The organism is Peribacillus sp. NPDC097198, assembly GCF_044762055.1.
Lineage (GTDB): Bacteria > Bacillota > Bacilli > Bacillales > DSM-1321 > Peribacillus.
On record NZ_JBIWDO010000005.1, the window covers coordinates 200,655 to 212,590 of the forward strand.

Annotated in this window: 10 protein-coding genes; 5 read left to right on the forward strand and 5 right to left on the reverse strand. The window is 44.9% G+C overall.

Going from position 1 to position 11,936, the window contains the following annotated elements:
* Window positions 1–22: 22 nt before the first annotated feature.
* Both ACIQXQ_RS10985 and ACIQXQ_RS10990 read right to left on the reverse strand, forming a co-directional pair.
* Window positions 23–568 carry a PadR family transcriptional regulator gene (locus ACIQXQ_RS10985; RefSeq protein ID WP_402874197.1) on the reverse strand — a complete coding sequence of 182 codons (546 nt, stop codon included), beginning with the start codon at window positions 566–568 and terminating at the stop codon, window positions 23–25.
* A gap of 54 nt (window positions 569–622) precedes the next feature.
* Complete coding sequence (locus tag ACIQXQ_RS10990) at window positions 623–1,807, reverse strand: YhgE/Pip domain-containing protein (RefSeq protein WP_402957349.1); 1,185 nt, start codon at window positions 1,805–1,807, stop codon at window positions 623–625.
* A 267-nt stretch (window positions 1,808–2,074) separates the two neighbouring features.
* Between ACIQXQ_RS10990 and ACIQXQ_RS10995 the strand changes: the two genes are divergently transcribed.
* Complete coding sequence (locus ACIQXQ_RS10995) at window positions 2,075–2,617, forward strand: hypothetical protein (RefSeq protein ID WP_402957351.1); 543 nt, start codon at window positions 2,075–2,077, stop codon at window positions 2,615–2,617.
* 150 nt (window positions 2,618–2,767) lie between these two features.
* On the opposite strand, the gene ACIQXQ_RS11000 is transcribed toward ACIQXQ_RS10995, so the two are convergent.
* The 3 genes from ACIQXQ_RS11000 to ACIQXQ_RS11010 form a co-directional block, all read right to left on the reverse strand.
* On the reverse strand, window positions 2,768–3,133 hold the full coding sequence (locus ACIQXQ_RS11000; RefSeq protein ID WP_402874205.1) for a hypothetical protein: 366 nt from the start codon (window positions 3,131–3,133) through the stop codon (window positions 2,768–2,770).
* Window positions 3,134–3,376: 243 nt separating this feature from the next.
* A complete protein-coding gene (locus ACIQXQ_RS11005) occupies window positions 3,377–4,012 on the reverse strand; it encodes a 2OG-Fe(II) oxygenase (RefSeq protein WP_402957353.1) in 636 nt (211 codons plus the stop codon).
* Between the two features lie 178 nt (window positions 4,013–4,190).
* Window positions 4,191–5,660: a serine hydrolase domain-containing protein gene (locus tag ACIQXQ_RS11010; RefSeq protein WP_402957355.1), complete on the reverse strand. Its 1,470-nt coding sequence runs from the start codon at window positions 5,658–5,660 to the stop codon at window positions 4,191–4,193.
* A 322-nt stretch (window positions 5,661–5,982) separates the two neighbouring features.
* Between ACIQXQ_RS11010 and ACIQXQ_RS11015 the strand changes: the two genes are divergently transcribed.
* The 4 genes from ACIQXQ_RS11015 (at window position 5,983) to ACIQXQ_RS11030 (ending at window position 11,824) form a co-directional block, all read left to right on the forward strand.
* Window positions 5,983–6,228: a hypothetical protein gene (locus tag ACIQXQ_RS11015; protein ID WP_402874214.1), complete on the forward strand. Its 246-nt coding sequence runs from the start codon at window positions 5,983–5,985 to the stop codon at window positions 6,226–6,228.
* Window positions 6,229–6,365: 137 nt separating this feature from the next.
* Complete coding sequence (locus ACIQXQ_RS11020; protein ID WP_402957357.1) at window positions 6,366–8,312, forward strand: putative thiazole-containing bacteriocin maturation protein; 1,947 nt, start codon at window positions 6,366–6,368, stop codon at window positions 8,310–8,312.
* On the forward strand, window positions 8,309–10,243 hold the full coding sequence (locus ACIQXQ_RS11025) for a TOMM precursor leader peptide-binding protein (protein ID WP_402957359.1): 1,935 nt from the start codon (window positions 8,309–8,311) through the stop codon (window positions 10,241–10,243). The genes ACIQXQ_RS11020 and ACIQXQ_RS11025 overlap by 4 nt, the downstream gene beginning before the upstream one ends.
* 21 nt (window positions 10,244–10,264) lie before the next feature.
* Window positions 10,265–11,824, forward strand: a complete 1,560-nt coding sequence (locus ACIQXQ_RS11030; protein WP_402957361.1) for a SagB family peptide dehydrogenase — start codon at window positions 10,265–10,267, stop codon at window positions 11,822–11,824.
* The last annotated feature ends 112 nt before the right edge of the window (window positions 11,825–11,936 follow it).

Below are 11,936 nucleotides of genomic sequence, written 5' to 3' on the forward strand. Positions count from 1 at the left end.
AAAGAAGGTGCAGTTTTTTTCTTTATAATTCCCCTTGTTGAATCCGTTTAATTACCTCATCAAGCCAGTAAATGGTGTGATCTGCTCTGGATGAAAAGTATTCACCTAAATATTCCACTAGCTTTTCTTTATCATGGTCTTTTTCCATCTTCATCTGTTTTTCAAAATCCGAAATTTGTTCCCACTTTGCAAGGAACTTCTTTTTGTTGTTTTTCAGGATTTCGACTACCTTATCACGGTCTACATATTTGAGGTATGCAAGTCCCACCACCATATCACTAATGGAACTGGCATTTTCAAACAACTTATAGATTTTCTTCGGAAGTTCTTCACGGCCTTTAGCCGTAATCCCGAATACTTGTTTATCAGGTCGATGATCTTCTTTAATGATTTCGACTATCTCGATTAAGCCTTGTTTGACTAGCGAATCAAAATGGTAATACAGCTTACTTTCCGTCAACCCACCCAGTTGATCGAAAGGGATGGGTTCAGACAGCTGCTTTTTTAATTTATATGGATAATTATTATCCTTCATCAGTTTGCTCAATATGAAAACTTGAATGGGCATCTCTAAGCTCCTTCAGAAAATGGTTATCCTTATTATAGCAAACGAAGCGGGAATTTAAGCGGTCTTTGCAGCTTCCGTTTCCGGTTGTACCACTTGATTATCTAATGGAACTTTTTTGTGGACAAAGGCCACGATGAGCATGTTGATGAACATGGCACCCAGACCGACGGCTACCATGGACCAAATAAACGGACTTGGACTCGTGGTGCTATATAGGTTGGCAAAGTATGCTTGCACCGAGTAATACATAGGTGAAATGTGGCTCATCCATTCATACGGCGCATACATCATATCACGTGACACGGTGGCACCATTTGCGATGGTTTGTGTTAATAAGATCGGGATGTTTAACACCATACCACCATCTCCAACCAAGAATACCAAAATGGCTGTAAAGTTGAAACATACCATATAGTTCAAGATTTGTTGACCTAGCGTGCTGAGGAATAGGTCTCCACTTGGTTCATTCACTAAATAAGTGATGCCTAGGGCAACGAAGGAGGAAACAACGGCAACCAATAAGGCAGTCATTTGTACATACATGAATAGTCGTGTCTTGCTCGCTTTTCCACGGCTCTGTCTGAATGAGGTCACTAATTGCATCGCACCGATCATGGCACCTACATATCCTGCCATCGTCAAGAACATCGGTAACATATTGTGGTGCATGCCATCTGGCACTTCATTGATCGTGACGATGTTTCCTGAATACGCCGTTTCGATTTGTTTCGCCATTTCAGCCGCTTTTTCTTCCGGTAAATTGAAGTTCATCAATACGCCTTGAGCGGTTTGTTGTGAGAATTGTGCGCTCAACTGATTGTTAATTTCCGTAACGACTGAAGTCATAGTTGAGGAAACAACGGTTGGTCCTGCTTCATTAACTGTAAAGTCAATGCTTGATGACGTTTCGCCATTTTGCATATCCGCAGAGAATGTTTTCGGGATGTGTACGACTAGCGCTAAATCATTCTTATTTAGATCTTTTAACGCTTGTTTATTTGTTACATCTGTTTCGATTTCTTTAAACGGTAAGTTTTCTTTCAATTGGCTGGCAATCTTGTCTCCGTATTCACCAGCATCATCATTGACGATGGCAACCGGCAATTGATCGATATTTCCTGGAATGGCCGAATAACCAGGTAAGAAAATGCCTAGCATACAAAGGCCATAGAAAATCCCCATGAAAATGGCAGCAATGGAACCTTGTGTCTTTAAGAAATGTTTATATTTAAACTTCATTTGTTGCATCCATCCTTCTTCAAATATATTCTGGTTTAACTACTTTAATTTGAGTACTTTAATTGAACCGCTTCATCAGTCTACTCGAATCCTTTTTTAAAGTCAATAAAAAATTACGATACTAAACATCAGGAAAGTCTCCCTTATGTCGCTGGTGCCAAGCGTGAGTGTATATGTATGTAAGTATGGTTTTTACAGTATGGTTACTGTTTTGCTTTTGTGTATAATGGGATTATATGTAAAATATTTCGGGTAGGGGGAGCTTTTTTGAAAAGTAAAATCACTTATATAGCTTGTTTAGTGTGTTTACTCGTGATTAGTGGATGTACCTCATCCAAGGTGCAAGAACCGGAGAAAACAGACGAGGTAAGCGTGATTGATGAGGTTCCAAGTTTCGTAACGGATAAAGACCTAGATCAAATTGACTGGGAGCGGAAAGCTGTCGAATTTCGTACATCGACAAACGCCAAGGTAATCGGTAACGAAAACAGGCTTGGCATCATAGGGCCTGAATTAAAGGCAAATAAAGTGGAGAAATGGTTGTGGCACTTTTGGGGAATGGATAAGGGCGTAGCGACATTCGTCGGATATCATCGGAACACGTCAACCATCCATTCCGTATTAATTGATGGAGAGTGGTCCAGAAGCTTGACGGGGAGTAGTGCCGTGAATGGAGCCGATGGGAGTGTACCTTCGAATGTCATGTTGCCGGATGCGGGTGAATGGGCCATTTTGGTTTATTCGGATGGTGAATTATTCGATACATTGGTGATGGATGTGAAGGAGGAACAGCACACAAGTCATAAATGATTCTCGAAGGAGTGGACGATTCGGAACACAAGGGGATTTTTGAACAAATAAAAAAGATCACCGAATAAGTGGTCTTCTTTGATGAATCCTATGGAACGAATGCCCTCGTTAGGGGAAGTCATCGTTTTACCGACTTGCCAGGTCAGTGGTCTACCTATTCATCATAAGGATAAATACTAGCACGACGATGACAAAGGCTATGATAACGGATAGCCATCCAATTTTCACTTTTGCTAATAGACGGTCAACAATAAAGAATGAGATGGCAGAAACAAGACTTAGGATTTGTAAGACGAATCCGAATAAACAGTGAAATAAGAAGGAGAGAATTTCGCGAGTGTAAGCCTTTTTAGAAATCTGCCTACTCAGCCAGTCACTAAAGAAGGAAGTGATCACTCCGTAGATAATGACAATCATAAGATTTAAATAATATAAATTCATAAATGCATTCAAATCAAAGCCACCAAGCGATGAAAGGACCAATGCAAATAACAAACTACTAAGAAAAGCAGTCAATAGTTTTCTCTTTAAAATAATAGGAATGTTCTCCTCTCTAATTTCGATTGCTCCAACAGCAACCCATGTAATATCTATATCTAGCCCTTCTTTTATTACCGTTCGTTCATCGGTAATAGAACCAAAATAAAAAAAGACTGAAGAGAGGGGTTTGATCTCAGCTTTTGGGAGGATGCTTTCCCCAAAAGCCTACCTCTTACCTCTACTTACAGTTTGAAGGCACACCGGCATTGAAGTTTTTGTCTAGATCTGTTTCTGTTTTCTCATCCATTGTGTCGCTACCCATTTTTCTCCTGTTATGACCGGGGCTCCACCGTGTAAGGTTTGTTCATTTACATGTTGATCATCATAGAAATACTCGAAGTACACGGCCATTCCCTTTTGGGGAGATACAGAGAGATTTAGTTTAGGAAAGAACGTTTCCCCGCCTTCTTCCACATCATTCAAGTACATGATGATGGTGCTAATTCTATTATTTTTTGCAGCTTTACTGGAAGAGGCGAAAAAATCATAATGGGCCTTATACTCTTGGCCAGGTGTATACTTTAGAATTTGAATACCGTCCCCATGTTCAACGGGTACATTCATAATAGAAGAAACTCTATTTTCAATGGTCGTGATGAGGTCATTTTCCTTGTCCTGGAAGTACATGCTACTGCTTGTCCGCATCTCATTTACTTCGCGTGTATCACCGATTTTGGAACGGTTCAGTTTATCTTTGGACAAACTGATTAATTCGTCACATTCTTCGTCACTTAACACATTCCCCAAAACGGCGATGAGCGGTTCTTCTAATCTAGTAAGGATCGTAATCTCTCTATCTTCTGTTTTGATTGTATTTCCCTTATGGGTGAAAATAGTCTGTTCTTTGTTATCCATGGTCGTTCACTCCCTTAATGAATGAATTTTCGGAAAAATCCATCAGTCTATTTGGCTTTTTAGCGATAAATGATTATATCACGAACCTTTCGAATAACGGAAATTTTTTACTTTGGTATATATTATTAGTACGAAAGGTTTTTTGTGGAACGATGGTGTGAATCCCCACCATCGTTTTTCATGCATTCAAATGGGTTTTCCGCGCAGTTCGTATGCCTTTCCCCAATGTAACGACTCCCACAATCAATAGAAGCAAAGGCAGTCCAAATAATAGGTGACCGATTCCAGGAGCAAATAGTGTAACTGTAGATAAAGGACCGAATAGATAAGGGAATCCGATCAAAATACTCAACGGAATCAGCCAGTAAACCATGACGAGGAACATCATATGGAGAATACGTAGGAATCCGTGTACTTCTCGTGGTTTAGGTTTGAATATTCTATTGATTGACCAGACAATCAGGGTCACGAATCCCAATATAATCAGATCAATCACTGCATATTTCATAAATGGGTGGTCAGTGGGGCTAGGGGGTTCTTCATGATGTACGAGCTTGTTCACTCCGCTTATGATCGAATCATATTCATTGAGGTTGAAATAATCCATTGAATTAATCTGTAGGCTGATGCCATACTGCCCGTCTAAGATCACTTTTGAGTAGGTGTTTTCTGTCCATCCATTATGGGAGACTTCATCATCCTTCACTTCCCATCCCATTGCGTAGTACGTATCATCCCCTATGTATGATGATGGCTGATGCAAGGTGTTCATGCCATTCTTCGATAAAATGCCTTTTCCATTGAATGTGCCATGATTCAATTGGGCGATCATATAATTTGCCATATCTTCCGCACTAGAAATGATGTAACCGGAAGGAACCGATCCCTCGTGTTTCAATTGCTTGGTCGGTAGCTTCCATCCAAATACCGTCTGATAACCGCCCGCAATGGCATGGTTTGCAACATCTTTAGGGTCACCGTAGGTATTCTTCATTTCAAGCGGCTTGAATATGAATTCATTTAGATAGTCTTTATATGATAGATTTGTCACTTCTTCAATGACTAAACCTAAGATGTCGTAATTTAGATTCGAATATTCATAGCGGTCACCGGCAGGGTGCTTCAATTCAATCTCTTCCAAGCCTTTGACATGTTCTTTCAATGTCTTATCTCCCTGTGAGATAGCCACTTGGCCGTCATATGTGGAAAGACCGCTCGTATGATTCAGTAAGTGCTGAATCGTGATTTTCCCAGAAGCCTCCTTATCGGCAAGATGAAACCAGGGGATATACAATTGCACGGGATCTTGTAATCGTATTTTTCCCTGATCCACTAACTGCATAAGGGCAAGTGCCGTAAATGATTTACTGACGGACCCAAGAACGATGGGGGTTTCCGAAGTCATTTCAGTTCCATTTTGGTTGGCCACACCATATCCTTGCACGTATTCCACCCGATCTCCCTCTACGATGGCCAATGAAGCTCCCTGAATCTTGAGACGCTCGATTTCATTTGCCATAAACTCATCAATAGCGGAAGAATCCAGTTTTCTTGACGCCTGTTCGTTTCCCAACACAACTCCGGAAACACTTGTCAGGACGAGCAGTATGGTCAGTATGAAACTAATTATCTTATGTCTTTTTCGCATCTTCTCATTTTCCTTTCTCTATCAAGTGCAAAATATCTTTCTTGAATCATTGTAAGGATTTAACAAAAGTGGGTCAATGAATTCCAGATAAATAGATTCGTTGATGGCTCGTGCACTACTTTGCTGTTCGCCTTTGATAAGTAAATATTCCGTGAAGATTTCGGGGGAACGCATGAAAATGGGCATCTGAATCAGTAGCAATACCCATTCCGAGTACATATTTTGTGTGGAGAGAGTACTTGGAGGATAGGGAAAATCTATAGGCCATTTTTTCCGTACTCCTTCGTTATTTTTGATTAATTTAAATATGGAGGTTTTATACATGAATGAGTTTCAAAATCAGCTTCAAATGTTGAATGTCGACCCACAGTTCCAGGCCAGTCAGCCGGTCCCTTGGGATCCGAATCAATTTCAGCATCAGCATTCCATGGAAGATTCCCGTCTTATCCCGTTAGGGTGTTTTGGTTGCCTTGGTTGTTTCGGATGCTTTTTCTTCGGAGGCATCGGAGGGTGTGGCGGATGTGGACGTTGCGGAGGGTGTGGACGCTGCGGTCGTTGCGGTCGCTAATCGATTTTCAGAGAAGAACCGACCCCTGCAGAATGCCTGCAGGGGCTTTTCTCCATGGAATTAGACATAAGAGACAAATTGTCATACATACGATTAGAGGGATAGCTAAGTAAAGCTTGTTGGTTAGGAGGTTCGAGATGAAGAATTTGACCCCTTCTATGCGTCTGAAAGTGAATAGGGATACGTTTTTTCTCCCTGAACCAAATGGGGGAGTGTATTTTCGGAATAATGTAAGTTCTTTCCGTATGGAAGGACGTACCATCGTTCAATGGATTGAACAGTTAATACCCATGTTTAACGGGGAACATGCATTGAGTGATTTGACGGATGGATTGCCTGGGCCATACCGGAATCGGGTCATGGAGATTGCCGAAGTTCTGTACAAGAACGGGTTCGTTCGGGATATCAGTCAAGATGCCCCACACCAGTTGACGGATCGGATTGTGGATAAGTATGCGTCTCAGATTGCGTTTTTGGATAGTGTCGGCGATTCGGGAGCCCGTCGTTTTCAGGATTATCGTCAGCTGAAAGTATTGGCGATTGGCTCAGGTCCGTTTTTCGTATCACTGGTATCCGCGTTGCTTGAATCTGGATTGCCTGCTTTTCATATTCATATAAAGGATTCGAAATCGACGAATAGAAAGCGACTGAAGGAAATTGTTGCCCATTTCCGTACAACAGATGAGGACGTGGTGGTGGAGGAGGTTTCCCAGAATCAGGAGGGGGAAAGAGCTTGGCAGGAAATAATCCGGCCATATGATTATATCGTGTCTGTGTCACAAGATGGAGAGGTGGAGGAACTGCGGGCGCTGCACGCGGCCTGCAGGCAAGAGGAGAAGATGTTTTTCCCTGCACTGAGTCTGAATCAAATTGGTCTTGCCGGTCCGATGGTGAACGGGGAATCGCTTTCCTGCTGGGAGTCTGCCTGGCGCCGTTTACATCAGTCTTCCCTGATTACCGATCAAGAGGTTGCCTCTTTTTCCTCCACGGCGGGTGCGCTCCTCGCAAATGTACTGGCGTTCGAGTTATTCAAAAGGAGTACGGGAGTGAGCGAATCGGATCAGAGCAATCAACTTTACCTGCTTGATATGGAAACCTTGGAAGGAAGCTGGCACACCTTTTTGCCCCACCCGTTTGTCACGGGCACGGCGGCTGCAAGATGGGTGACGGATTTCGACTTGAGATTGAACCAGCAATCAAGCCGAGGCGAACGGGGTAAGTTGTTTATGTCCTTTGGCCGAATGACTTCCAGCCAATCGGGCATCTTCCATAGCTGGGAAGAAGGAGAACTGAAGCAACTGCCGTTAGCTCAATGCCGTGTCCAAGTGGTTGACCCGATGTCGGAGGGTCCAACTGAATTGTTGCCAGCGATCATTTGCTCGGAATTATTGCATGAAGAAGCGAGGAGGGAAGCGGGCTTAACGGGAGTCGAAGTGTATGCCACGGAAACGGTCAGCCATCTTGGTCCGACTTTACCTCAATGGGATGGAGTAGGTGTAGAAGGATTCGTCGGAGTTGGTACGGGAGAGACGTTCGCGGAGTGTATGTGCCGGGGGTTGTACAAGTGTTTGGACGAGGAATTAACCAAGCGAAGCAACGAAAAGCACGCCTGTGGTCGAATTCAGTTGGAGGTCATAGACGATGAGCGCTGCCGGTATTACTTGCAGGCGTTGACTAGAATGGCAGGTGACCCCGTGATTGCGTTAGGAGAGGAAGTATTCGGTTTCCCTGTCGTATGGGTCGGTACGGGGGATGAGTGGTACGGATGTGTAGGGTTGAATAGTACACAGGCTTTACGGAATGCTTTACAGCAGGCACTCATGGTCATTCAAAATGAAAAGGGGGGTTACAAGAAGCAGGGTTTGAGAGCTTCATCTGTACTAATGGAAAAAAGGACGCCGTTGACACTTAGGATTGCGTCGTATGAAGGATCAAGAGAATCGGAAGTGCTACAGGAGGCCTTGCAAGTGCTGGATTGGAACGGAAAGCGGCTATTGGCCTTCGAACTGGAATTGGAACCTGTTTTGAAAGAGGAGCTGGCAGGGGTATTTGGTGTGTTGCTGCGAGAGGAGGGATCAAGGTGAAGCCTGTCATCTTGATGGTCGGAGAAGGAGTGCTGGCGGACCTGGTGTACGGAATATTGTCAGTCCAATACGAAATCATTCACCAGGTCGACTTTTTGACAGAGATACCCGAAACGGCTGACCTGGCTCTCGTGCTGCAGGATGCCTGGGATCCTTCTGCCCACCTAAAGGCGGAGGAAGTCCTCGACATTCCATGGTTACGGGGCTTTGTGTCATTTGGTGAAGGGATGGTTGGGCCACTAGTGTGGATGGAGAAGGAAGGGTGCTCGCAATGCGCGGATCTACGGCATCTCATGGCGGGGCGCGATCGGAAAGAAATGTGGGCCATCCAAAAGCAATTGCAGGAGAATGGAGGGAAGCAAGATGACCCGGCGGCATCGCGCACGGGACTGTTACAAATGGCTTACCTGATTGGAGAAGAGGTGCAGCGGGTGATGGAAGGGACTGGGGCCCGGTCGGAATATGCTGTAGCCTTGATCAACATGAAGACACTGAATATTTCCTGGCATCCTTTTTTAGCGGATCCAATCTGCCCGGTCTGTAGTCCCATTCCCGATGATTCTTCAAGGGCGGCCCGAATTTCGTTACAACCAAGTCCGAAGGTGGATCCCGATGGCTACCGCACCCGTTCAATGACTGAGCTAAGTCAGGTGCTGGCCAAGGATTATCTCGATCCCCGGATGGGTTTTCTGAATAATAAGATGGTCGATCTTGTGCCGCCATTTGCCGATGTCAGTGTGAGTCTTCCTTTGTTCATGGGGGATGAAGGGACAGCGGGGAGGACGAATTCCTACGCGGTTAGCGAGATGACTGCGATTTTGGAAGGATTGGAGCGGTACTGTGGCCTTGAACCCCGGGGAAAGCGGACCGTTGTCCATGACAGCTACAATAATCTGAAAGATGAGGCCCTGGATCCCAGCAAGCTTGGTGTCCACACCGATGAAATGTATGAAATGCCTGGTTTTCCTTTCAAGCGTTTTCATCCGGATTCCCCAATCAACTGGGTTTGGAGCTATTCTTTTTTACAAGAGCGTCCAATTTTGGTTCCAGAGCTGGTGGCTTATTATAGCTTGGGCTGCGGGGAGGGGTTTGTTTATGAAACGTCCAATGGCTGCGCATTAGGAGGCAGTTTGGAAGAAGCGATTTTGTACGGGATTTTCGAAGTGGTGGAACGCGATTCCTTTCTATTGACCTGGTACGCTAAGCTCCCGCTTCCCCGCCTTGACCCGTATTCGGCCAATGACGAAGAACTGGCATTGATGATGGACCGGGCACGGGCAGCGGCGGGATATGACATCCATTTGTATAACGCGACGATGGAACATGGCATCCCAAGTGTCTGGGCGATGGCGAAAAACAGGAAAGGAAAAGGATTGAACCTCATTTGTGCGGGTGGTGCCCATTTGGATCCCATCCGGGCGGCGAAAAGTGCGATTCATGAGTTGGCGGGCATGATGCTGACCCTTGACGATAAATTCGAGGCGAATCAGGAAGAGTATGAGAAGATGCTCGCTGACCCGTACTTAGTCCAGCAGATGGATGATCATGGCATGCTGTTTGGGTTACGGCAAGCGGAAGAACGGTTGCACTTTTTATTGGATGATCGACGGCCGTTGCGTACGTTCGACGAGGAATTCTTGGCCGGGGTGAAACATGCCGATTTAATGGATGACCTACAGGACGTGCTTTTACAGTTGCAACAGCATGGCCTTGATGTGCTTGTCGTGGATCAAACGACGCCGGAACTGAAAAAGAACGGATTACATTGCGTGAAAGTGCTGATACCGGGCATGCTCCCGATGACATTCGGTCATCACCTGACCCGCGTTACAGGACTCGATAGGGTTTTGCAGGTTCCCGTGGAACTAGGATATGCGAAGCAGCCGCTGACAATCGAACAGCTTAATCAAGATCCGCATCCATTTCCATAAGCGGTGGTAAGGAGGCAGGGGATGAATCTAGATCAATTTTTGCATAATCTTCAGTTTGACACAGCGAAGGTCAGACCGCCTGACTGGGAAGTGGATTGGGAGGATGCGCCACTTTCCTATAAACTTTACCGTGACTTGCCTGTGTTCCCTTTTTCGCCGGAAGTGCCGCTGACATTGGAAGCCTGCCAAACATCATCCCAGCCTGACTTCAAGGCTATCGGTCACTTTCTTTGGTATGTATTCGGCCTTGCTCAAGTGAGCCAGTTCATGAATGATCCGGAACAAATGGACTTCATGCAGTCGTTCCGCCGTTTTGCGCCTTCAGGGGGAGCATTGTATCCAAACGAACTGTACATCTACCTGAAAATCGAGGAGTTGCCTGCTGGCGTGTACCATTATGATGTGGCACACCATCGTTTGGTATTAGTGCGGGAAGGTAATTTTGATGACTATCTGGACCAGGCCCTTGGCGGTCGTTGCGATATGACAACGTGTTTCGGAACGGTCTTCGTGTCGACGATGTTTTGGAAAAACTTCTATAAGTACCACGATTTTTCCTATCGCCTGCAAGGATTGGACGCAGGTGTCCTGATGGGTCAGTTATTGGAGGTGGCGAAGAGGTTCGGCTTCTCGACTGGCGTGTCCTTTCAATTCCTGGACCGGGCCATTAATCACTTAATTGGATTATCTGAACAAGAAGAAAGCACATATGCCGCCATTCTTTTATCTGTGGAAGCTACAAATGGAGTCACGTTTGGAAGTAAAATAGATCGTGCTGTCACGGCGGTTGAATTATGTAGAGAGCTGCCTGCCATATCACATACCCATTATGTTCGGTCACAGACAATCATAGAGTATCCAATGTTGATTCAGATGAATGAAGCATCCATGATTGACTCCACTCGATCCATTCGGAAAATCGAAGCAAAGGAAGCGCGAAGTGGAAAAGGTATGGGGAGTATAGATTTGCCAGCAGTGGAGCGGTTGTCGTATGACCTGGCTACTATTTGCCGTAAGCGGTTTTCCCCGGAAATGGATTTCGTTTTAGGGAAGGTGAGCAAGATTCAACTCGCCACACTGTTGCAAGAGGCTTCGGCATCTTTTTCGTATACCAATGATGTGGATGAGACGCAAGAACACGACGTCTCCATCTATGCCTGTTTGCATCAAATGGAAGATATTTCAGATGGTGCTTATGTTTATGATAGAGCAAATCATGCATTACGGCTTGTGCGACAAGGTGATCAGCGAACTCAGTTGCAATACGCCATGTCACTGGATAATGTGAATTTACTGCAAGTTCCAATCTGCCTGCATGTGGCAGGGAATAGAGATCACCGCAAAAAGGAGCTAAGCTACAGGGGATACCGCATCCAACAGATGGAAGCGGGAATGCTCGTCCAACGATTACTTTTAGTAGCGACAGCCTTGGATATGGGAGGTCATCCTTTGCTTGGGTTCGATGTGAACGTATGTGATGACATTTATAAAAAAGGACTGCATGAAAAAACAACGCTCATCCAAATACCAATCGGACCGTATCGAGGGCGACCTTGGCTAAAAGGCAGCTTGCATGGTTAGCTTATGGATGGAGGAGTGTAGGAAAAATAAACTCTTGAATACCAAATGAATGGATCCAACTCAACCCCTACTTTTTTCATAAAGAGGGGTTTTCTTTATTATGAAGAGATAG

Bases quoted from the DNA above. Each gene is read 5' to 3' on its own strand.
- ACIQXQ_RS10985 (WP_402874197.1), bottom strand. From the start codon at position 568: ATGCCCATTCAAGTTTTCATATTGAGCAAACTGATGAAGGATAATAAT.
- ACIQXQ_RS10990 (WP_402957349.1), bottom strand. From the start codon at position 1,807: ATGAAGTTTAAATATAAACATTTCTTAAAGACACAAGGTTCCATTGCT.
- ACIQXQ_RS11005 (WP_402957353.1), bottom strand. From the start codon at position 4,012: ATGGATAACAAAGAACAGACTATTTTCACCCATAAGGGAAATACAATC.
- ACIQXQ_RS11010 (WP_402957355.1), bottom strand. From the start codon at position 5,660: ATGCGAAAAAGACATAAGATAATTAGTTTCATACTGACCATACTGCTC.
- ACIQXQ_RS11015 (WP_402874214.1), top strand. From the start codon at position 5,983: ATGAATGAGTTTCAAAATCAGCTTCAAATGTTGAATGTCGACCCACAG.
- ACIQXQ_RS11020 (WP_402957357.1), top strand. From the start codon at position 6,366: ATGAAGAATTTGACCCCTTCTATGCGTCTGAAAGTGAATAGGGATACG.
- ACIQXQ_RS11030 (WP_402957361.1), top strand. From the start codon at position 10,265: ATGAATCTAGATCAATTTTTGCATAATCTTCAGTTTGACACAGCGAAG.